The following is a 21,918-nucleotide window of genomic DNA, read 5'->3' as shown; positions in this document are numbered from 1 at the left end:
TTTGTGGTATGTTTTGGCAGATGCTAGAATATAAGTATGTGTATAGTGTGCAGGGTGGCTACTGGTGGTATGGCGATTGCTGTTGCCCTAACGCCAGCGGTTAATATAACAGCACCCAATGAGACTAAGAGTGATGTGAAGAAGGCGATTAGTGCTAAAATTTTCTCTGAAATAAAATCTCCGTCGTCGCTATCCAGCTTTAAGGTGTCAGATATCCAGACTCCAGATTGGCACTCCATATATCAATCGTCAAAAAAATCAAATTCTGGAGTGAAAAAAGAAGTCACATACACAATATCAACAAAGGGGAATGTCCGATCAAATTTGTCTGAATTCTCGAAACAGGTAAACGAAACCTTAAACGACAATCGAGGCTGGGCGCGTATGGGAATTGTTTTTAAAGAGGTAAAAGAGGGTGGAAACTTCAATTTAGTTCTGTCGCAAGCCGAATTAATGTCGTCGTTCTCGTCAGGTTGTGACGCGGATTGGAGTTGTCGAGTCGGGTCTTCTGTTATTATCAATGATAATCGATGGTCTGGCGCGACTACAGCGTGGAATAAAGCGGGTGGCGACATTCGTAATTATCGACATATGGTAATCAATCATGAAGTTGGGCACTGGCTGGGGCATGGGCATTTGAATTGTTCTGGGGTTAATAATCCAGCGGCGGTTATGCAGCAGCAATCAATTGACTTGCAAGGTTGTACCTTTAATCCTTGGCCGCTTGATAGTGAATTGTGGTCAACTACGCTAGGGATAGAACTATGAAATTGATAAAAAATTATCGCACACTTAAATTGGCCATTGCCATGAGTTTTATAACGCTGATAATGATATTGGCGTATGGATTCATGAGTTGGAAATCTTGGGAAAACGTTCAAAGCGTAACAAAAAACACTAACGAAGTGGAAAGCTCGCTGTTTGTTAACTTGCAAAAAGACAAATTATCCGCTGAAAAATTGAACGAATATTTGGTTGATTTAAAAAATAAACGCCAAAGCTGCGATGTGGTATTTTTTATATCTTGGCAGAGGGACATTAATGCTAGATTTAAAAAGTATTCGGAAGAATGTAATAAATCAGTAGAGAAGATGAACCGAACTATACAGAGTATAGAGAAGATTGTTGGCTTTATGGAGTTTGATAAGGAGTTGAGCGGTGAAATACGTACAGTGTCAGATAACCTATCGAAGACCAGGCAAAATGACTTTATTGCTATAGAGAAAATATGGACTGGCGTAAAGAAGAGGTTGGAATCCAGAGAAGACGAGGTTGACTTACGTAAGCTAGTGATGAAGAGGATAGACGCTATTTTATTGGCTGTGCGTGATTTGAAGTCGGCTAACGAAAAGAAAGACAGCGACCAGTTTGCTATAGCTAGGGATAAATTTACTGTGGCTATTAACGCTTGGATTGGTTTACAAAATGAGTTGACACAAGAATCTCAGCTTAGGATAGATAATCTATTAAGAGAGTTTTAGAATAAATCTGCAATAAAAAATATCCCTCTATGTGATGGGATATTTTTCTTCTCGAATCTCGCAGAAAACGAGAATTTTTTGTGGTGGAACTCATGATTTCTAAAGCTCCAACAGGTGCCGTCAGTAACTGACTTTATTAGTATAGCTAACGTGTCAGTAAAATGCAATATTTTATTCACAATAAAAACTACTTATGTAAATATTGACAAAGTATTAGTAATATGCTAGCATATAAACATAACACATATCATGTGTGATATATAAAGGTGAGGGTTTCCATTTAAATTTATGTGGAAATCTTTTTTAAAAACGGAGGAAAACCTTCCTATGGCAGGAACAAAGGCTGGCGGCTTAAAGGCTGCTCAAAAAAATCTAGCTCGTGATCCAGATTTTTACGCAAAAATCGGACGTAAGGGCGGTAAAAACGGTCGAACTGGTGGCTTTGCTGCAAATCCAGCTTTGGCTCGTATCGCTGGTGCTAAGGGCGGACGCATTTCACGCCGTACTAAGAAGACAGTACAAAAAATTGCAGAATAAGACCGCTCCAATCTCTTAAAATTAGCCTCCGTATGAGAGGCTTATTTTATTTGATATCTTTTAAGCTGGCAGGATTTTGCTTGATTTACACGCCATTCTGAATGGCAATTAATACACCTGTAAGATGAGGAAGTGGCCTGTAATCCAACTGCGCCACACTGAGGGCAAAGACTGCGTTTATGTAGCCAGTCCCTGTAACTATCCAAAGAATCTTGAATATTATCGTAATCCATACTGAGAGTTAAGCCGTATTTTGGAGCCAAAGTATCAACGGCGTACTCCCAGGCGGATCTTTCCATTTCGATTAACTGGATATCATATTGATAATTTTTATGACCAAGTTTAGCGTGGGCGATTTCGTGTAAAAGTTGCACTAAGTCTTCTTGTGAATCTAATTTTTCGTAATAGACTGTTTGCGAATTAGGATTCCAGGAAAATACTTCACCCTCCTTGAATTGTAGTTCTGGAAAATCGTGTTCAATTTGAGGCAAGCTGACTGATGGCATTGTCGTAGCATCCGTATAATACAATTTCTTCTGGGTTAGGGGCGCTGATTATTTTTGGTACCGATATAGCGGCGGGTAAGTTTTCTGCCAGAAGACCGCTTAAAATATCTGAAAAATAGGATGTGAACACTCCCACGCTCCCGCCAATAACAACGACATCTGGTTGCGTAAAGGCTATGAGGGGTTGCAATCCAGCTTTTATCCTATTGGCGACCTCTTCCCAGACTTCCAGGGGTGTGTCTGATGATAATTCGCCAAAAATTCTCTGTAAAACCCTACCCGCAGCAATCTCTTCCCAAGTGGTAATCTTGCCATTGTAATTCAAAGACATATGTCCGCCCTCGCAGTCGCTAAGCTCTTTATGTAGATTTCCATTCAGGATTAAGGAAGTGCCAACGCCGGTCCCTAGGGTGATGTATAGACCGCATCTGGGAGTTTTGGGCAATCTGAGCATACTTGCCAGTCCTGCCATATTGGCGTCATTTGCGATGAATATTGGTATATTAGGAAAGTATCGGGAAAGCAGCTCGCGGATAGGTTGATTTTTCCAACCGAGATTTTGACACCACACTGCCATGCCGTATTTGACTACTCCTGGCAGGGCTATGGAAATTGCGTCAATTGGCTTATCATTCGTAATCAGGTGAATTTGATCGGCAACACGTTGAATATATTGGTTTACGTTTTTAGGGGTGGGGAATTTAATGATATGCTTAGGATTTTTTTCCTCGTCAAAGCCGGCTACTAATGTTTTGGTCCCACCTGTGTCAACCGTAATAATCATATATTTATTATATCACCAGCTTTACTTATAAGAGGTCATTATGATATAATAAAGAAAATTTGAGTGGAGATATAATATGAAGCGAGTAAATCAGACTGGATCAATTGGAATTTTTGTAGTAGTGGGTGCTATTTTAGTGGCTATATCTTTGGCTGTTCTTTACGGAATTAGGCAGAATAATTTGTCACAAGACGGGTCGCCAATTTCTAGCGATTTGGTAGCATCAGAGAATAGCAACAAGAATTCGCAAAACAACAGTACACCTCAGCAGTCTGCAGATCAAAAAACGAATAGTCAGTCGGGCGGAAGAGGTGAGGCGCGAACCGACGTGAAGACTGAAGAGTCAAAAAAGACAACTCCTGCGTCTGAATCTTCTCAGTCTCAACAATCACCATCATCTACAACGCCAGCTCCCTCTACTACTTCTAAGCAATCTGATAAAGGATTGCCAAAAACTGGACCAGAAGATGTAGCTGTTTCTGCAGTGGCCTTTGGTATTTTGGCGTTTTTGACGGTGGCTTATCAGCGATCTCGCTATCTTATCTAACTTTGACTTCTATCTATCTGTTGTGATATAATTGTGATAATCTGTGGGGATATTTTTATTATGTCCCTGAAGAATAATATCAATTTTAAGGAAGGGGTCTTTAGAAGACTTATGGCAGATGCCAAAATTACAATGGATGACCTGCTGGCTCAAGCAGGCGATAGTGTTAAACAACTTACTGTTGGCGAAACGGTTGACGGTACTGTTTTATCAGTAAAGAAGCACGAAATTTTAATCGATTTAGGACCTTTGGGTGTTGGCTTGGTTCCACGCCGCGAAGTTAGCCTTTCAAAGAACTACAATGTTGGCGATTCAGTAATTGCTAGCGTAATTGATACCGAATTGGAAGATGGTTATTCGCTACTTTCATTGCGCAAGGCTGCGAAAGATCGTGGTTGGGATGAAGTTATGGCTAAATTGGAATCTGGTGAAATCATCACCGTTGTGCCATACGACGCTAACCGTGGTGGACTGCTGGTTGAATATGAAGGTATTCGCGGATTCTTGCCAGTATCGCAACTGTCAGCTGAACACTATCCTCGTGTAGGTTCTAGCGACAAGGACGAAATCTTGCAACGATTGAACAGCTTGGTAAAGAAGGACATTAAAGCGCGAATCTTGGACGCTGACCGAAAAGCTAACAAATTGATCTTCTCTGAAAAAGAGGCGGTTAAAGAAGGCTTGGCAGAGCGATTCCAGAAGTTGGCAATTGGTGATACGGTTACAGGTGTTGTTACGGGTGTTGTTGACTTTGGCGTATTCGTTAACGTTGAAGGTATTGAAGGTTTGATTCACATCTCAGAAATTAGTTGGGAGCGTGTTAATAACCCATCTGACTACGTAAAAGTTGGTCAAACTATCGAAGCTAAGATTATTGCAATCGACAAAGAGCGCTTGAGCTTGAGTATGAAGCAATTGACTAAGGATCCATGGTTGGATGAAGTTGAGCAATTTAAGCCTGGCGAGAAAGTTGAGGGAACTGTAACTCGAATTACTCCATTTGGTGCATTCGTACAATTGAGCCCAGCGGTTGAAGCTTTGGTTCACGTGTCAGAGCTTGGCGGTGACGGTACTGATCCTGAAAAGGTATTTACGTTGAACGAGCGTAAAGAATTTACAGTTTTGGATATCGATAAGGAAAATCGTAAGATTTCTCTTTCACTCGGCAAATCATCAAAGAAAAAATAATACAAATCCCCTGAAGCGTAGTTACGCCCAGAGGTGAGAGGAGCTTATTATGGCAGAAAAAATCGTCAATATTGCGGATTCGGTAACGGTTGGCGAGTTGGCCGAAACTCTGGGATTGTCAGTAACTACGCTGATTGGTGAATTGTTTAAGAACGGAATCGCTGCGACAATTAATCAGCGACTAGATTTTGAGACTGCACAGATTATTGTTGAAGAATTAGGGCTAGATGTGCAGCTGAAACGGAAGACGGTTTCTGCGGAAATTCATCACCATGCGCACAAATTATCAGACAAGGCAGTTCCTCGTCCGCCAATTGTAGCTGTGATGGGGCATGTTGACCACGGTAAAACGAGTTTGCTAGATGCGATTCTTGATAAGAAAACAGCGGCTAGTGAAGCCGGAGGAATTACTCAGCATATTAGCGCTTATCAAGCTCAGCGCAACGGACGAACTATCACTTTACTAGATACTCCAGGTCACGAGGCTTTTGCGGCGCTGAGGCAGCACGGAGCTACACTGACCGATGTGGTGATTATCGTGGTGGCAGCAGATGATGGAGTTAAACCTCAGACTGTTGAAGCTATTCGATTTGCTAGGTCAGCTAACGCTAAAATTGTGGTGGCAATTAACAAGATTGATAAAGAAGCGGCTAATCCGCAACTGGTAAAAACTCAATTGGCGTCTGAACATGGCTTGAATCCTGAAGAATGGGGCGGCGACACTGTGATGGTTGAGGTTAGTGCAAAAACTGGTCAGAACTTAGACAAGCTTTTGGATATGGTTTTATTGGTGGCGGATATGGAAGATTTGCGCGCGGATGAAGACGTTCCGGCTGAAGGTTTGGTTATTGAGGCACACATGGAAACTGGTCGTGGCGCTGTTGTTGGGCTATTGGTGGAGAATGGTCATTTGAAACCTGGTCATTATTTGGTTGCTGGGACGGCTTACGGGCGAGTCCGAACGCTTCAAGATTTCCGTGGTAAAACCGTTAAAGATGCCGGTCCAAGTATGCCAGTGAATATGACTGGATTTAAGGAATTGCCACAATTCGGTGATGGATTTGAGATTGCGAAGAGCGAAAAAGAAGCTCGCAATTTGGCGCAAAAGGCTAAAATTGAACAGGAGAAAATGGCAGCCACAACCAATGTTACTGGCGCAGATATTCTTAAGATGATGAATCGAAAGCTTGATGCGGAAGAATTTAATGTAATCGTTAAGGCTGACGTTCAGGGTTCGGTAACGTCTGTGGTTGATAGTTTGAAGCTGATTGACACTAATGGCGAAGTTGAGCTTCATGTTGTTGGAACTGGTGTTGGCAATATTTCCGAGAACGATATTCATTTGGCGGTCGGTGAAAATACGGTGATTTATGGCTTTAATGTCGATTTGCCACCAGCAGTTAAGCGATTAGCGGCGCGTGAACATGTAGAAGTGCGAATTTTTAAGGTGATTTATGAATTGTTGGATGACGCTAAGGCTTCAATGGAGGCTTTGCTAGCGCCAGAAATCGTTGAAACTGAAATTGGTGAGTTGGAAATTAAGGGCGTATTTAGGACGATGCGCGAAGAAGTGATTGCTGGTGGCGAAGTGAAGCACGGTAAAGTCGCTAAGGACTTGCTGGCGCGCGTAAAACGTGGCGGAGAGCAAATTGCCGAGGTTGAGGTTTCTTCTGTACAACGTCAGCAACAAGAGGCAAAAGAAGTCTTTGAAGGTGAAATGTGTGGATTGAGCCTCAGGACGAAGAAAAAAATTACCTTAGAAATTGGCGACAAGCTGGAGTTCTTTACTAGGGAATTAGTGAAGAAGACACTGGGATAGACTGTTCTAAGCATTGACTTTTTTGTGTATTTATGATAGTATCTTAGATATACATAAGTTTATTGCCATTCTGCGTGCAGAAGGCGAAAGGAAACCACCACAAAATGAGCGAAAAACAACCTACTAGGCTTAATCCAGAAGACTTAACGCCATACGAACAGGCTATGCGAGATAAATATTTTGGTGATGAGTATGATGAAGCTGAATATGGTGATGATGAACCAAAGAAGGATGATAATCCAGAAGACTTAACGCCATACGAACAGGCTATGCGAGATAAATATTTTGGTGATGAGTATGATGAAGCTGAATATGGTGATGATGAACCAAAGAAGGATGATAATCCAGAAGACTTAACGCCATACGAACAGGCTATGCGAGATAAATATTTTGGTGATGAGTATGATGAAGCTGAATATGGTGATGATGAGCAGTCTGAGGGTAAAACTGATGCTGAAAAGACCGAGATGAGCGCAGAAGAACATGAAGCTGCTGCTAAACTTAAAATCGCTAGGGAGAGGTTCGCTAAGGCTGGTATCGCCGTTGAATCACACTTCTTTAAGAAGTTCTTTGGCGGAAAGAAACGACAAGAAGAGTTGAATGCTGCTACAGAAGAATTGAAGCAGTGCGAACTGGAATACATGCGTCTTAAGTTTGCTGATAAAATCGAAGCAGCAAAACAGGATCCAGAAAAGCAGGCTGAGTTAGCAGCGGAAATGGGTCAAGCGGCGTTTGCAAGTATGCAAGAAACCTCAAGAACAACGACAGATAAGTATGACAACATGCTCGATGATCGTGGTAAATTTAAGAAAGCTGCCGCTAAAGTTGGTAAATGGTTTAATAAGGGTGGTAGGATTGCTCAGTTGTTGAAGTTGGGCGGTACTGGTTTTGCGGTAGGTGCTACTACAGCGACCTTCGCTGGATGGCCTATTACTACGGCTGTCGGTATTGTAACGGAATTAGGAGTTGCTGGAGCAACAAAGCAGGCTGTTCTGGAGGAGTATCGTGGCGAAGATCGCATAGCTGATGCCCGTCTTGAAACTATAGATCCTTCATTTGAAAAAACTGTGGCTAACATGAAAATTGACGATGTTATGGAGCATGCAGTCAATGTATCAGTTGACAATCTTAAGGACGTGAGTATAGAGAGGCAGGATGCCCTGCGTAAGAAGGTGCGATCGTCATTAGGTAAGTATGGTGTTGGTTTTGCCTTGGGTGGTTTTGCTGGTAAATTTGTTGGCGACTGGGCTAACTCTGCACACGCTACTGGAGCTGAGAGTAATACTGCTGCACCTTCACAATCTGGTAGTGAGCAAATACCACAGTCTAGCGGCGCATCTTCTGTGGACAACTCTGTTGACAAAATCGTAAATAATATTAATCCAGATACATCAAACTTCAATTCTTACGACTATCCTTGGGACTGGGCTGCTGAGAAGTTTGGTGACGCAAACGCAATGGATCAACTTCACAACCTGGCTGACAAGGCAATAGCTGACGGTCATACCGTACAGTGGTTTGATGGCCCTGGCGGAACATGGATGGAAGTTGACGGATCTAGCGCTACTGCAGACGTGTTGAATGTATTGAATAAATACGCTTAATAGATAAAATATAAAATAAACAAGGAGATAAAAAATGTTTGAAATTACTGACGAATTCTTAGCACAGGCTGGTTTTGGATCATTGCCTGCGGATAAAAAAGAACAGATGAGGGAAGACGTCGCTAACAGTGTACAGGATAAGATTACAAGGAAGATCTTGCTGGCTGTTGGCGAAGCGAAGCTGGATGAGTTTATGAAATTACTGGATGGCGACGATGCTTCTGTAGTATTGAATTGGTGCGCAAACAACGGCGTTAATTTAACAGAAATTGTTCAAACCTCGATGAATGAGACTATGGTCGAGTTACAAAAATTATACAATGACGTGCTGAATATGATGCGTGGATAGTAATATTAAACAGTTACTGGTATAATTTAACTTAATCATATAGACGAAAGAAAAGGAGGACTATGTTCCAACTGAATGAAGAATTTCTTAAAGAATTGGGGCTGGACCAGTTGCCGGAAGATCAGCAAAAATCGTTGTTGCAACATATTTATAGCGAACTAGAGCTTCGAGTTGGCGAACGATTAAGCCAGGGGATGAGCGATGCTCAGCTGGAGGAATTTGCGGGGATTATCGATAAAACTCCTGGTGCTGTGGATGATTTTCTAGCGAAACATGCGCCTAATTATCAGCAGGAACCAATGTTGCAGAAAATGTCGCAAGCTTCAGGTTTGCTAGTTGACGATCCGCGTCTGAAGGATGAATTTGCAGCTACTAAGTGGCTAGAGGTCAATCGGCCAGATTATCGTGACGTTGTGGCTGCGGTGATGGCTGACTTGAAAAAAGAAATTATAGCGAATAAAGATGCTATTTTAGGCTCAGTCCAAGCGTAATTTTATGCGGACGATAAAATAACCCCTTATGCGGGGTTATTTTTATTTGTAGCCTCTTAGGTAATCTTCAGCGGTCATTGTTTTTCCGCTGGGTGCGATGAGCTCGTCAATGATTAAATAGTTGCCGTCGGCAAATTTTTTATCAAGATGAGAACTCGGAGTTTTGTCGCAATGGGATTTCGTGATGATGATATCTCGATCGTCAATTGTCATTCGACTACGCGGAAACCCGAGGTGTGCGCGGACGTGAGCTTCAGCCTCGGCGGCGGTCATACGCTCCGTATCGAGCCATGAATTGTCCTTGCTTAATAATTGGCAATATGAAGCCAGAGAATCGTCCTGTGGTGTTGGCTGAAGACTCCCGCTGATGATATTTGGCAAGTTTTTTATTAGCAGAGAAGTGCCCTCGTGGAATAGTTTGTCATATAATTCGAACTTTGTTTCTTTTCCAGTGAGCGATTGTCGAGTTTGGATGTATATAGGACCGGCATCCATTTTACTATCAAGTTGCATTATTGATACGCCAGTTTCGGTATCTCTGTTGACTATGGCTGATTCGATAGGCGAGGGTCCTCGATATTTTGGTAGTAGAGAAGGGTGAACATTGATAATTCCCGGTGTAAATAAGTCGATAATTGACTGGGGAATGATTTTTCCGTATGCAACCAAAACTCCCGTTACTGGCTGAAGTTGTTTTATGTGGTCGGTAATTTCACTGACTTTGCTTGGCTGCAAAACTGGAATATTGTGAGATTTAGCGAATGTTTTTACTGGAGGTTCAGTAAGTTTGTGTCCGCGACCGCGCTTGGTGTCAGGCTTGGTAATAACGCAAACAACGTTAAATCCCTCTTCAACAAGAGCTTCTAAGGTAATTAGACTGTAATTTTCAGTCCCAAAGAATACTATTTTCGGCGATATCTTTGTCATAATCTAACGGTTGCAACTCGCCTTTCTTATCGAGCGTGTAAAAAGCGTCTTTTTTATCCTTAATATGGTCTATGAAAACTAATCCGTTACAGTGGTCTATCTCGTGCTGTAATACGCGCGCCAAAAATCCTCCGGCTTTAATTCGCACTTCTTCGCCATCTAAATTCATGGCTTTTACTCGAATTTTACTATAGCGAGGAACTTTTCCGTAAATGCTTTTAACACTTAAGCATCCCTCGAAGTCTTCAACAATCTCGCCTTCATATTTCACGATTTCTGGATTGATAAGAGTGATAAATTCGCGAGTTGATTTTCTTTCAAAGTCCGCTCGAACAATCACGACACGTTCTAATTTGTCGACTTGCACAGCAGCCAGGGCAGCGCTAATTTCATGTGGTCTGGAATCTTCCCAGTCCAGTGCGGCTGCGGTCATTTCGTCTGCCAGTTTTACAACATCATTAGTAACAACGTGGATTTTCGATGATTTTTGGCGAAGATGTGGGTTTGGTAATGTGATAATATCGTCTTTTGTCATTGCTATAATTATACCAGAAATTACAGTAGACTTACAGGGTCAAGCTCGTACTGCCAGTGTGATGGCGGCAGGAAGTTTAAGGCGTCGAGAAGCTCTTGTCGTTTGGGACTTTTTACTACGATTTGCCATCGATATGTATCGCGGACGCGCTCATAAAAAGCGGGCGTTGGTCCAAAAACTTCAATGTTATCAAAATTGGATTTTAATAGTTCGGACAATTTTTTAGCGTTCCTTATGGCGGCGGCTTCGGTTTTATAAACGCAAGTTAGTTTTAATAAGTAAGTAAAAGGTGGAAAGTTGGTTTTTTGCCGCTGAGATATGGTTCTTTGATAAAATTCTGTATAGTTTTGAGATAGTCCGTTTGTGATGGATGGGTGACTTGGCTGGTATGATTGGACGACAACTTCTGTTGACGTGCTTGACCTGCCGACGCGGCCGACGACTTGGGCGAGCAATTGAAATGTTCGTTCGGGTGATGAATAGTCAGGGAGAGAAAGTCCGGTGTCAGCCTGAACGACTCCGACGACTGTTAAATGTGGCAAATCTAGTCCTTTGGCGATAACTTGCGTACCGATAATTATATCTATTTCGCCATTTTTCAGTTCATCGTAACGCTCGTCTACGGTAGCCTTCAAATCGGTGTCTTTGTCAAATCGAGCAATTTTTTTGTTCGGGAATAACCTCTGTAATTCGTCTTCAATTCGCTTAGTTCCGATACCTTTATGAATGATGTCGGCGTTTTTACATTCAGGGCAACTAGTAGGAACTTTGGTCGAAAAACCGCAAATGTGACATGACAATTTATGACTATCCGCGTGCAGAGTGAGCGGAATAAAACAGCGTGGGCAGCCTGCCTGCCAGCCGCAGTTATCGCATAATGTGATTGATGCTGTGCCGCGTCGATTGTGAAAAATAAGAACTTGTTCATTTTTTGATAATGCTGTGTTTATAGATTTCAGAAGTGAGTCAGAGAGAAATTGATGTTGAGTAAAATTGTTGCGCTTTGTCATATCGACCAGCGTCACGTTTGGGCGAACGGTGTCTGGTCTTGCTGGTTTTGTCATTGTAATGATTGGCGTGTTTGATTTTTTTGCAACGTAATAGTCGGCGACTGCTGGAGTGGCGCTACCTAGAATTAGCTTGCCGCGATGTTGACTCGTAAGAACTGAGGCGACGCGGAGGGCTGAATATCGAGGGGACTGCTCCTGTTTGAAACTTGGTTCGTGACACTCATCAATCACCACAAGTCCGAGCTGTTGCACGGGCATGAAAAGAGCAGATCGCGGGCCAATGATTACTACCGGATCGTTTGAGCTGATGACTCTTTTCCAGATTGCATATCGTTGAGCTTCGGTTTGTTTGGAATGGGTAACTATGACATTTGGTAGATGAGCGGAAAACTCAGCAACCAGTTGCGAGGTTAGGGCGATTTCGGGGACTAAAATTATTGACGATCGCTCTTCTTCTAAGACTTGTTTTACGGCTTCTATGTACACTAAAGTTTTTCCTGAGCCAGTTACGCCGTGTAAAAGTATCGTTCCGGAATGGAGATTTTCGATGGCCTGGAGGGCTGCTTTTTGCTCATTAGTGAATACATTTTTTGTTCGATTTTCTGCTGTATTAACTGGGGTGGACTGGTTAATTGAGCGACGTTTTTTGGATAATCCGCTGGGTAAAATTGTTTGCCATACGGTTGCTTGGTGTGTAGAGTAATATTTACTCATCCATATGGCGGTTTGGACGAGTTCGATTGGCAAGGGATATTCTTCAACGATTTTACTAATTGGCTTGACTTCAAAATCTGGTTGGCGAACTTCTTGTAGGACTACGCCAATAGCATTGATTTTGCCGATTTCTATAGCAACAATCGTTCCAGTTGGCAGTCTTTCCTCTGAAGAATACGTAAACGAACTTGCGTCGGTACGGACGATTCTTGTTGGCGAAACCAAATAGTAATGCATGTTTATATTATATCGCGAAAAAAATGCTAAAATAAGCATATGTATTTTGAGAGTCGTTCGCAGGCTGGGGCAATTCTGGCTGATCAAGTACTGGAAAAGTATCGCTATGAAAACTGCGCAGTGGTTGCAATTGGCGAAGGTGGCGTGCTGATCGGCGAGCAAATTGCAGTGAAGCTTCACTGTGTCCTCATGATGTTGCTTAGCGAAGGGATTGAGATTCCTGGGGAAAGTTTAAGCATCGGAGCGATGTCGCAGTCTGGGCAATTTACGTATAATAGTCAATTTTCTGACGGTGAAATCAATGAATATACTAGTGAATTTCACGGTTATCTGGAAGAGAAAAAGCGCGAGGCTCATCAGAAAATGAATAGGCTTTTGGGCGATGGTGGAATTATTGATAAGGATATGCTAAAAGATCGGGTGGTGATTTTGGCAAGTGATGGTTTTGGCGATGATTTGTCGGTTTTGGACGTGGCTTTGAGTTTTCTGAAGTCAGTTCGGATCGAGAAATTAGTGATTGCGGTGCCGTTTTGTGGCGTGGCGGCGGTGGATAAATTGCACATGACGGTTGATGAAATGCATATCTTGGACGTGAAGGAGAATTTTATGGGATTAAATCATTATTATGAGGATAATATATTGCCGTCCAAAGAGGAAACGATAGCGAAAATTAATCAGGTTATTTTGAATTGGAAGTAAAAAACTTGTCGGGTGTTGTAAAATTGTGATAAACTTTAATTAAGAAAGATGCGTTAGGGAGGTTATGTTAGACGTTTTTATTACATCTAGGGTGCGGCGAAAAATTGTAGTAGTATACGCTAAGTATCCTGATTTTCACACACATGTTCGCGGATTAGCAAAGCTAATTAAGGAAGATCCTGGAAATATTCAACGAGAGTTGAAGCGACTAGAAAAGGTTGGATTTTTGCAGAGTGAAAAGCAGGGTAACTCACGTACGTATTTCACTAATAAACAATTCCCAATTTTTAAGGAATTGCAAAGTATGGTGATTAAATCTCAGCAATATTCAGCGCGATCGAAGCGCGGCCTGGCTGATAAAGACTAATGACATTATTTGAGAAAATTTTAGCGGCTCGAGGCTTGACTACGCGTGCGGCGCGTGAAGAATTTTTGCATCCGAATTACGCGTCAGTAAAGCACGATCCGTTTTTATTGCCAGATATGAAAAAAGCAGTGGACCGCTTGAAAAAGGCGCACACTGAGGGTGAGAAAATTGTTATTTACGGCGATTATGATATTGACGGGCTGAGTGCAACGGCAATTTTGTTGGATGCGTTTGGCAAGTTTGGCTTTAAGGAAGTTGGTGCGTTTATTCCGAATCGGTTTGTTGAGGGTTACGGAATGACGATGGGCGCCGTTGATAAGGTGCGAAATATGGGCGCGGATTTAATTGTTACGGTTGATACGGGAAGTTTGTGTCATGCAGAAATTGAATATGCGTCGAGTTTGGGGATTGATACGGTGGTGACTGATCATCATAATGTTGCTAAGACTCCACCGCCGAGCGTTGCTGCGGTTAATCCGAAGTTTCCTGGTCATAAATATCCGTTTCGCGATTTATGCGGCGCGGGTGTGGCGTTTAAATTGGTTCAGGCTCTACAAACCGAACTGGACGGGTTGCCAGATGGTTACGAGAAGTGGCTATTGGATTTGGTGGCGCTGGGAACGGTTTGCGACATAGTTACGTTGGCAGATGAAAATAGGGCGAATGTCTATTGGGGATTGGAGGTTTTGAAAAAGCAGAGGCGTCCTGGTTTGAAGGCGTTGATGTCGGTGGCGGGAATTGAGCCGGAGAAGGTTAACGCTAGGCATTTGGGATTTGGCTTGGGTCCACGAATGAATGCGGCGGGCAGACTGGAAACGGCGCAATATGCTCTGGATATGCTGACGGCGAGTGATGGGTTGGAAGCATTGGAAGCTAGTGAAAAGTTGGAGGAATTGAATATTAAGCGTCGTAGTATTCAGGATGAGATTTTTGACGAAGCTTGCCAGCAGGCGGACAATATGACCGATGATAGAGTTTTGGTGGTGAATAGCGGCAATTGGAATCACGGAGTTATCGGCATCGTGGCGTCAAAGTTGGTTGAGAAATATAAGAAGCCAGTTTTTATAATTGGCGAGCGTGGCGATGAGGCTACGGGCTCGGCGCGAAGTTTTGGCGATTTTTCCGCAGCTGACGCGGTTCGTGCAGCTGACGACATCATTATTAAAGGTGGTGGTCACGGAGCGGCGGCGGGCGTGACGCTGGCGACCGAGAGAATTGACGATTTTAGACGACGAGTGAATGAGTTTTACGACTCATTGCAATTGAAAAACCAAGAATTATATCTACTGCCGAGAGCTGACGTTGAAATTGACGATTTTTCGGAAATTAATGAGGAGCTGATTGATAATTTGGCAAAGATGGAACCGTTTGGCAATGGTAACGCAGAGCCTATATTGAAGATAACCAAAGCGACGGTTTTAAATGTGAGGAGAATGGGTGCGGATGGGCAACACGCGAAGTTGACCCTGCGTGATAAAAATGACGTTGCGCTGCAGATGCTGGCTTTTAATGCACCAGAAGAATTTTTCCGTGAAGTGGGCGACGAGGTGTCTGTCTGGTTCCAGCCGACTGTGAATGAATGGCAGGGAATGCGGTCTGTTGAGGGGCGATTGTTACATTTGGCTTAGGTGTAATAGTTTCATTACTTATAGAGTAGTGTATTATAGTGTAGTAATATTTTTTAAGTAGAGGGTGATTTTAGGAGTTGTGGTAATATGAAAAACTATGAAAATTTTACTGAAGTTGGGCGTGGAGAAGGTTTGACGGAAGGTGAGTTGCGGACAATGGGTGCTTTAGCCATGGAAGCGACTGAAGAGCTTAAAAAAACTACCATTAGGAAAGAGGCTGTCTTATTAGGGGGCATTCCATTTGATTCTTGGGACGAATTCGCAAAAGCCGTACAAGAAATGGCTGCACATAGTTATGAGCCTATTCCAGTTAAAATTAATACAAAAAGGCTTATGGTAACAGCATTCCTAGATGATAGAGGAGAGATGTCTGTAGAAGAGCGTTCCGTACCTGAGGAGGTGTTTATAAACTTATCAAGCACGAGGTGTGTTGTGGGTGCGGATAGAAGTCATAAGTCGTATACATTCACGTGCCCAGTACTTAAGAAATATCCAGATGGAGAGCTCTATCCAATACGCGAGGTGTATGTTATATCGGCAATAGATGTCAACGGTAGCCAAGAAGTGGATTTCAAGATTATTTAAGGCGGTCTTAACTAAACCTAGTTGGCAAATACTTTCTTATCTGTTATAATGTTTGCAGTATGGTACAAGTAACACGTAAAGATCAGAAGGAAGCGAACGAAAATATCATTCGTCGTTTCAACCGCAGGGTTTTGCAAAGCGGTGTTTTGGCTCGCGCTAAGAGCGTTATGCGTTTTGAAAAACCAATTTCAAAGACCGAGCGTCGTAAAAAAGCTATTATTCGCCGCGAGCGACGAGCTGAAAAAACGGCAAAAATGCGCCTAGGGGTGCGTTAATGTCTGCGCTAAAAGAGCGCATTACTAGTGAAATGAAAGCCGCTCTATTGAGCGGCGATCGTTTTCGTGGTGATGTTTTGCGTAATCTAAAGGCAGCAATCTTAAACGAAGAAGTTTCTTTGGGCAAGCGAGAAGATGGCTTGGATGATGCTGAAATTGAAAAAGTCGTCGCTCGAGAAGTGAAAAAGCGCGTCGAAAGTGCAGATTTATATCGAAAGAACGACCGTGCGGAGTTGGCGGAACCTGAAGAAAAAGAAGCGGAAATTTTACGAGAATTTTTGCCAGAGCAACTTGGCGAGGCGGAAATCTCAAAGATTGTAGAAGAAGTTATTGCGGGTATGGATGATGTCTCAATTCAGAAAATGGGACAAGTTATTGGCGCGGTAAAAAGTAAAGTCGGCAATGCTGCGGATGGCGCGTTGGTGGCAAAAATTGTTAAAGAAAAACTCACAAAATAGGAGGAAAAAATGATTGTATTTTTTGGGCCGGCGGGTGCTGGTAAGAGTGTGCAGGGGCAGATTCTAGCGGCACGACACGGTTGGCGTTGGCTTAGTGCCGGACAGCTGCTTCGCGACACACATGATGGTGAATTGATTCATCGCATGCAATCTGGCGAACTGGTGCCGATGGAAACTATCAACGGTTTGATGGGCGAGGCCCTTAATAAAGCTAAGGATATTAATGGCGTGATTTTGGATGGCTATCCACGACAGCTGGAGCAAGCGAAATGGCTTATTGAGTCGCGTTCACATCACGGAAAAGACGTTAAGTTGGTGATTGTGCTGGAAGTTCCGCGCGATGAAATTCTGGAGCGTTTGAGGGTTCGCGGTCGAGTTGATGACACGCCTGAAGCAATTGACAAGCGACTCAGTATTTATCGAGGTGAAATTTACCCAATTCTGGATTATCTAAATGAAAACGGCGTTCCAATTATTCATATGAGCGGCGTTGGAACTGTTGGTCAAGTTCATGATGAAATCGAGAGAGAACTGGTTAGCCGCGGCATCGTTGAGGGCGTAAAATGAGCCAATTGATCACCGGAGAAAAAACGCCGCAACAGATGAAAGATATGCGCGAGTGCGGCAAAATGCTTGCGACAATTTATGACGAATTGAAAAAATCTGTAACGGCTGGAATGAGTGAATTGGATGCTAATGATTTTGTAGCTAAGCGAATTAAAGATTTTGGCGCAGAAGCGACTTATCTTACGGATGAAGTGAAGTTTCCGGGAGTGATTTGTATATCGACGAACGAACAATTGGTGCATTCTTTCCCGACCGAATATGTTTTTGAAAAGGGCGACGTGGTCAGCTTTGATTTGGTAATTGGCTATCGTGGAATGAAAACGGATAGTGCCTTTACTATGGTTGTTGATGAGGAGCCTAAGGGTGTGAAGAAACATTTATTACACACAACAGAACAGAGTTTATATGCGGGAATTGACGCGATAACTGGCGATGGAACGCGAGTTGGCGATATTTCAGCGGGAGTGGAAGCTGTGTTGAAGAAGGCTAAACTTGGTATAATCCGTGAACTAGTTGGTCATGGCGTGGGGCTGAGTATGCATATGGAGCCAGAAATTCCGAATTACGGCAGGCGAGGAACTGGTCCGATGCTGCACGCTGGCGACACAATTGCAATTGAACCGATGGCGAGCTTGGGCGGTGAGAAAATTATCACCGACAGCGACGGCTGGACAATTAGTATGAAAGACGGCAGTCTGGGTGCGCATTTTGAGCATACGGTATTGATTACCGAAACTGGTGCTGAAATTCTGACGAAGCTTTAGGCTAATTCACTTGCCAAATTATAGACATAACCTGTATAATAGAGCTTATGCAGGAGCAATCTCGATATGTGGTAGGAATTGATATTGGCACGAAAAACGTGCGCTGTGTCGTTGGTTATATTGACGCAGAAAATGGTGCGCCAAAAATTGTTGGCGTCGGTGAAGCGCCGAATAGCGGAATGCGAAAGGGGACTGTAACGAATTTGAGCGGTCCAGCTGAGGCTATTGATAAGGCGCTGGAACCAGCTGAGCGAATGAGCGGCCATCAGATTAACGCAGCCACGTTGAGTATTAACGGATCTCATTTATTGAGTACAAAAGCCGACGGAATGATTACCGTTGGAACCGTTAATAATGAAGTTACGCACGATGATATATTAAGGCTGGAGGAAGTTGCTACAACTGGAAAAGTGCCACAGAATAGAGAGATTTTAGATATTATTGCGCACGCGTATAGGCTGGATGGTCAGGATAATATTAAAGATCCAATTGGTATGACTGGCGCGCGTCTGGAAATTAGGGCGAATGTCGTGTCTGGTTTGGTTCCACACATTACTAATTTACAGAAGTCGGCGGAAATGGCTAAGGTTGAGGCCGTATCTGTTGTTCCGTCGGTTTTGGCGGCAGCTCAATCCGTTCTTACGGAAAGTCAGCGTGAAAATGGCGTTGCAGTGATTGATTTTGGCGCGGCAACTACGGGAATTGCCATTTACGAAGAGGGCGATTTGCAACATCTGGCGGTTATCCCAATGGGCGGTCAGAATGTAACGAACGATTTGGCTATTGGACTTAGGACGGATCCGGAAATTGCAGAAGTTGTTAAATTGGCACATGCGAGATTTGGCGGCGAGGCTCTGGGTGAAGTTGAAACGAAGATTAAAAAGCAGACGTATAAGTTTAACCAAGAGGAAATTGACGAGATTGTTCAAGCGCGATATGAAGAGATCTTTGAGGCAATTGCTAAAGAGCTAAAGCGAGCTGGACGATTAGGAAAGCTACCGAGCGGCGTTGTGCTGGTTGGTGGTGCGGCGAAAGTCAAGGGTATGGTGGAGTTTACGAAAGATCAATTGAGTGTGGCGGCACGCTTGGGTGTTCCGGCTGGATATAGCGGAGTTAGCGATGAAGTGAAAGGCGCGGAATTTTCGGCTGCGGTTGGTCTGATGTTGATTGATTCTATGGGCATTTCGCAGCAGGTAAAACCGATAGTTGGCGCAAATGATGTCACTAAAAAAGCTGGCGGTTTACTCAAAAATATTTTCGCTAGATTTAAATAAATGATATACTTTATGTAAGGATTAAGAGAGGGAATATATGCCGCAAATACAACCAAGTGAAGTTCAAACATTTGCCAGCATAAAAGTCGTCGGTGTCGGCGGCGCTGGTGGTTCAGCTATTAACCGAATGAAAGATGCCGGTCTGACTGGCGTTCAATTTATTGCTATGAATACGGACGCTCAGGCGTTGCACAATTCAAAGGCTGACATAAAAATTCATCTTGGTCGTGACGCAACTAATGGTTTGGGCGCTGGTGCCGACCCTACTGTTGGTGAGGCTGCAGCTAATGAATCTCGTGACGAAATTAGGGAAGCGCTAGAAGGCGCAGACATGGTATTTGTGACAATTGGTGCTGGTGGTGGAACTGGTTCTGGTGCTGGTTATGTTGTGGCAGAAGTGGCACGCGAACTAGGCATTTTGGTAGTTGGCGTGGCAACTCGACCGTTTAGCTTTGAAGGCGAGAAGCGTCGAGTTAACGCGGATTGGGCAATCTCTCACTTGGGTCGTGAAGTTGATACCTTGATTACTATTCCAAATGACAGATTGTTGCAAACTATTGATCGTCGAACTCCTTTGTTGGAAACTTTCAAAATTGCTGACGATGTTTTAAGGCAGGGTGTTCAGGGTATTTCTGAACTGATTACTGAGCATGGTTTGATTAACCTTGACTTTGCTGACGTTAAGGCAATTATGAGTAATGCCGGTTCAGCATTGATGGGAATTGGGCGAGCGAGCGGTGATGATCGAGCGGTTCAGGCGGCGCAACAAGCTATTGAAAGCCCTCTAATTGAGGTGTCGATTGATGGCGCCAAGGGCGTGCTATTCAATGTAACTGGCGGCTACGATATGAGTATGGCAGAAATTCAGGAAGCTGCAGAAATTATTACTAGCGCTGTTAGTCCGAATGCCAACATTATCTTTGGTGCGACTTTGAAGCCGGAAATGGAAGACGAGCTGGTTATTACGGTGATTGCGACAGGATTTGATAGCGATACATTCCGCCAGCAGGAAGTTAGCTTGACTGTAGGCGACGACACGAAGCCTGCCGAAACAGAAGTTGATGACGAAATGGTTAAGAATATTGACCTAGAGTTGGATAAGGAAGAGTCTGCCGAAAGTTTTGCGGCTGAGCCAGAGACTAATATTTGGGAAAATTCAACTGTTGAAGCTGACGATGATGAGGATGATACGCCGGCATTTCTGAGGCGACGAAAGAAGAATAAGGAGTAGGCAGAATGGTGTTTAATATCGGCAATAGTCGCGTTATTGAATCACGCGAAGTTTCTGACGGTGCTGCAATTCGACGTCGCAGGGAAACTCCAGACGGCAAGCGATTTACTACATATGAGCGAGTTGAAAAACCAAACCTGGCGGTGATAAAGAAAAATGGTGATCGTGAGCTGTTTGACCGGGTGAAATTGGCGAATTCGACGCGCCGTTCGGTCGGAAAATTCTTTAAGTCTGACGAGGAAGTTGATAATATCATTACGGCGGTTGAAGACTCTTTATACGCGCTGGGTGAATCGGAAGTTACGTCAAAACAGATTGGCGATCAAGTTTTGGATGAATTAGAAAAACGTAATGAAGTGGCGTATGTTCGTTTTGCTAGCGTTTTTTATGAGTTTAAGACATTGGACGATTTTGTGGAGATTTTAGCGAAGCGACGCAGTAAGGGCGAGCGGGAATTGTAATGCGAGTAGTTGTGATTTATCGTTCGGAAAGCGATTATGCGCGCCAAGTTTCAGACTTTTTGCGTGATTTTAGCCGACAAACTGGTCATGTTTTAGAGGAGATGAGTCCTGATTCTGCAGAAGGTAATAATTTTTGCGAAGTGTATGACATTGTGGAGTATCCAACAATTATTGCGCTGAGTGATAGCGGTCAACTGCAGAACCTTTGGCGTGGCTTGCCGCTACCGACAATTAGCGAAGTGAGTTTTTATGTTTAGTAAAATCAAAAACTGGTTATTCCACGAAGATTTGAAAAAGCAAAATTTGGCGGCATTTATAATGCTTGTCGGTAGTGGGTTAGGGTTATTGGCGTCATTTGTGTTGTCTATTGAAGCCTTGGAGTTAGCAAAAAACTCTCACGCTGTATTAAGTTGCGATTTTAGCTCGGCTCTGAGCTGTTCGGCGGTGGCGAATCATTGGTCGGCGGCTATTTTAGGATTTCCAAACAGTTTCATCGGCGCGATGACTTTGCCTGTTATGGTGACAATTGCAGTGGCGTTGTTGGCGGGAGCAAAGTTTCCGAAGTGGTTTATGCAGGCGGCGCAGGCTGGTGCTGTCATCGGAATGATATTTGCTATTTGGATGTTTTATATGAGCTACGTCGAAATTGGTGTGCTTTGTCCGTGGTGTTTGACCTTGGACCTTGGTGTGCTGATGATTATGTTCGGTTTGACGCGCTATAATGTTCTACAGAAAAATATTTCTTGTCAATATATGCAGAAGATTGTTGGTGGCGGATATGATGCGCTTGTCGTGGTGTCGCTGATCGTCGCGGTAATTGTCGCGATAATCGCCAAATTCGGCAGCCAATTGTTCTAGTTTTGCTTGCTTTATGTAAAGT

At 43.4% G+C, this 21,918-nt stretch carries 27 protein-coding genes; 22 read left to right on the top strand and 5 right to left on the bottom strand.

What is annotated here, in order from left to right; translation table 11 throughout:
- Positions 1–69 precede the first annotated feature (69 nt).
- From LRM45_RS01085 to LRM45_RS01075, 3 genes are all read left to right on the top strand, one after another.
- Positions 70–768, top strand: coding sequence for a DUF3152 domain-containing protein (locus tag LRM45_RS01085; protein ID WP_243826404.1), 699 nt, complete (start codon positions 70–72; stop codon positions 766–768).
- On the top strand, positions 765–1,481 hold the full coding sequence (locus LRM45_RS01080; protein ID WP_243826403.1) for a hypothetical protein: 717 nt from the start codon (positions 765–767) through the stop codon (positions 1,479–1,481). The genes LRM45_RS01085 and LRM45_RS01080 overlap by 4 nt, the downstream gene beginning before the upstream one ends.
- Before the next feature lie 327 nt (positions 1,482–1,808).
- Positions 1,809–2,018: a con-10 family general stress protein gene (locus LRM45_RS01075; protein ID WP_129637339.1), complete on the top strand. Its 210-nt coding sequence runs from the start codon at positions 1,809–1,811 to the stop codon at positions 2,016–2,018.
- A 41-nt stretch (positions 2,019–2,059) separates the two neighbouring features.
- On the opposite strand, the gene LRM45_RS01070 is transcribed toward LRM45_RS01075, so the two are convergent.
- On the bottom strand, positions 2,060–2,524 hold the full coding sequence (locus tag LRM45_RS01070; protein ID WP_243826402.1) for a hypothetical protein: 465 nt from the start codon (positions 2,522–2,524) through the stop codon (positions 2,060–2,062).
- Positions 2,496–3,308 carry an ROK family protein gene (locus tag LRM45_RS01065; RefSeq protein ID WP_243826401.1) on the bottom strand — a complete coding sequence of 271 codons (813 nt, stop codon included), beginning with the start codon at positions 3,306–3,308 and terminating at the stop codon, positions 2,496–2,498. The genes LRM45_RS01070 and LRM45_RS01065 overlap by 29 nt, the downstream gene beginning before the upstream one ends.
- Before the next feature lie 76 nt (positions 3,309–3,384).
- On the opposite strand from LRM45_RS01065, the gene LRM45_RS01060 reads away from it, so the two are divergent.
- From LRM45_RS01060 to LRM45_RS01035, 6 genes are all read left to right on the top strand, one after another.
- On the top strand, positions 3,385–3,855 hold the full coding sequence (locus LRM45_RS01060) for a hypothetical protein (protein WP_243826400.1): 471 nt from the start codon (positions 3,385–3,387) through the stop codon (positions 3,853–3,855).
- A 111-nt stretch (positions 3,856–3,966) separates the two neighbouring features.
- On the top strand, positions 3,967–5,043 hold the full coding sequence (locus tag LRM45_RS01055; protein ID WP_129635204.1) for a 30S ribosomal protein S1: 1,077 nt from the start codon (positions 3,967–3,969) through the stop codon (positions 5,041–5,043).
- A gap of 49 nt (positions 5,044–5,092) precedes the next feature.
- Positions 5,093–6,862, top strand: a complete 1,770-nt coding sequence (gene infB / locus LRM45_RS01050) for a translation initiation factor IF-2 (RefSeq protein ID WP_243819013.1) — start codon at positions 5,093–5,095, stop codon at positions 6,860–6,862.
- A 104-nt stretch (positions 6,863–6,966) separates the two neighbouring features.
- The gene (locus LRM45_RS01045) at positions 6,967–8,466 is read left to right on the top strand and encodes an ICP22 family protein (RefSeq protein ID WP_243826399.1); all 1,500 of its coding nucleotides are present in this window, start codon (positions 6,967–6,969) and stop codon (positions 8,464–8,466) included.
- Between the two features lie 34 nt (positions 8,467–8,500).
- Positions 8,501–8,815, top strand: coding sequence for a DUF5663 domain-containing protein (locus LRM45_RS01040; RefSeq protein WP_243826398.1), 315 nt, complete (start codon positions 8,501–8,503; stop codon positions 8,813–8,815).
- A gap of 62 nt (positions 8,816–8,877) precedes the next feature.
- The gene (locus tag LRM45_RS01035) at positions 8,878–9,306 is read left to right on the top strand and encodes a DUF5663 domain-containing protein (protein WP_243826397.1); all 429 of its coding nucleotides are present in this window, start codon (positions 8,878–8,880) and stop codon (positions 9,304–9,306) included.
- Positions 9,307–9,348: 42 nt separating this feature from the next.
- On the opposite strand, the gene fmt is transcribed toward LRM45_RS01035, so the two are convergent.
- The 3 genes from fmt to priA are packed head-to-tail and all read right to left on the bottom strand — an operon-like array spanning position 9,349 to position 12,729.
- Positions 9,349–10,233: a methionyl-tRNA formyltransferase gene (gene fmt, locus LRM45_RS01030; protein WP_243826396.1), complete on the bottom strand. Its 885-nt coding sequence runs from the start codon at positions 10,231–10,233 to the stop codon at positions 9,349–9,351.
- Positions 10,193–10,768, bottom strand: a complete 576-nt coding sequence (gene def / locus LRM45_RS01025; protein ID WP_243826395.1) for a peptide deformylase — start codon at positions 10,766–10,768, stop codon at positions 10,193–10,195. The genes fmt and def overlap by 41 nt, the downstream gene beginning before the upstream one ends.
- Positions 10,769–10,788: 20 nt before the next feature.
- Positions 10,789–12,729, bottom strand: a complete 1,941-nt coding sequence (priA, locus tag LRM45_RS01020; protein WP_243826394.1) for a replication restart helicase PriA — start codon at positions 12,727–12,729, stop codon at positions 10,789–10,791.
- A 39-nt stretch (positions 12,730–12,768) separates the two neighbouring features.
- Between priA and LRM45_RS01015 the strand changes: the two genes are divergently transcribed.
- From LRM45_RS01015 to LRM45_RS00955, 13 genes are all read left to right on the top strand, one after another.
- Complete coding sequence (locus LRM45_RS01015) at positions 12,769–13,428, top strand: phosphoribosyltransferase (protein WP_243816586.1); 660 nt, start codon at positions 12,769–12,771, stop codon at positions 13,426–13,428.
- A 64-nt stretch (positions 13,429–13,492) separates the two neighbouring features.
- On the top strand, positions 13,493–13,795 hold the full coding sequence (locus LRM45_RS01010) for a helix-turn-helix domain-containing protein (protein ID WP_243826393.1): 303 nt from the start codon (positions 13,493–13,495) through the stop codon (positions 13,793–13,795).
- Positions 13,795–15,423, top strand: a complete 1,629-nt coding sequence (gene recJ, locus LRM45_RS01005) for a single-stranded-DNA-specific exonuclease RecJ (RefSeq protein ID WP_243826392.1) — start codon at positions 13,795–13,797, stop codon at positions 15,421–15,423. Before LRM45_RS01010 ends, recJ begins: the two co-directional genes overlap by 1 nt.
- A gap of 87 nt (positions 15,424–15,510) precedes the next feature.
- Positions 15,511–16,008, top strand: coding sequence for a hypothetical protein (locus LRM45_RS01000; protein WP_243826391.1), 498 nt, complete (start codon positions 15,511–15,513; stop codon positions 16,006–16,008).
- A gap of 59 nt (positions 16,009–16,067) precedes the next feature.
- Positions 16,068–16,283, top strand: coding sequence for a 30S ribosomal protein S21 (locus LRM45_RS00995; protein WP_039326918.1), 216 nt, complete (start codon positions 16,068–16,070; stop codon positions 16,281–16,283).
- Positions 16,283–16,741, top strand: a complete 459-nt coding sequence (locus LRM45_RS00990; protein ID WP_243777742.1) for a GatB/YqeY domain-containing protein — start codon at positions 16,283–16,285, stop codon at positions 16,739–16,741. Before LRM45_RS00995 ends, LRM45_RS00990 begins: the two co-directional genes overlap by 1 nt.
- Before the next feature lie 9 nt (positions 16,742–16,750).
- A complete protein-coding gene (locus tag LRM45_RS00985; protein ID WP_243809613.1) occupies positions 16,751–17,308 on the top strand; it encodes an adenylate kinase family protein in 558 nt (185 codons plus the stop codon).
- Entirely contained in the window at positions 17,305–18,072 is a 768-nt protein-coding gene (gene map / locus LRM45_RS00980; protein WP_243826390.1) for a type I methionyl aminopeptidase, read from the top strand. The genes LRM45_RS00985 and map overlap by 4 nt, the downstream gene beginning before the upstream one ends.
- A gap of 47 nt (positions 18,073–18,119) precedes the next feature.
- Complete coding sequence (gene ftsA / locus LRM45_RS00975; RefSeq protein WP_243826389.1) at positions 18,120–19,346, top strand: cell division protein FtsA; 1,227 nt, start codon at positions 18,120–18,122, stop codon at positions 19,344–19,346.
- A gap of 37 nt (positions 19,347–19,383) precedes the next feature.
- Positions 19,384–20,577 (top strand): cell division protein FtsZ, encoded by a 1,194-nt coding sequence (ftsZ, locus tag LRM45_RS00970; protein WP_243826388.1) that lies wholly within the window; start codon positions 19,384–19,386, stop codon positions 20,575–20,577.
- A 5-nt stretch (positions 20,578–20,582) separates the two neighbouring features.
- Positions 20,583–21,038 carry a transcriptional regulator NrdR gene (nrdR, locus tag LRM45_RS00965; RefSeq protein ID WP_129632309.1) on the top strand — a complete coding sequence of 152 codons (456 nt, stop codon included), beginning with the start codon at positions 20,583–20,585 and terminating at the stop codon, positions 21,036–21,038.
- The gene (locus LRM45_RS00960; RefSeq protein ID WP_243812837.1) at positions 21,038–21,295 is read left to right on the top strand and encodes a hypothetical protein; all 258 of its coding nucleotides are present in this window, start codon (positions 21,038–21,040) and stop codon (positions 21,293–21,295) included. The genes nrdR and LRM45_RS00960 overlap by 1 nt, the downstream gene beginning before the upstream one ends.
- Positions 21,288–21,896, top strand: a complete 609-nt coding sequence (locus LRM45_RS00955; protein WP_243826387.1) for a vitamin K epoxide reductase family protein — start codon at positions 21,288–21,290, stop codon at positions 21,894–21,896. The genes LRM45_RS00960 and LRM45_RS00955 overlap by 8 nt, the downstream gene beginning before the upstream one ends.
- Positions 21,897–21,918: the final 22 nt, after the last annotated feature.

Source organism: Candidatus Nanosynbacter sp. TM7-057 (genome assembly GCF_022828295.1).
Taxonomy (GTDB): domain Bacteria; phylum Patescibacteriota; class Saccharimonadia; order Saccharimonadales; family Saccharimonadaceae; genus Nanosynbacter.
This window is presented reverse-complemented; position numbering and strand designations above follow the sequence as displayed.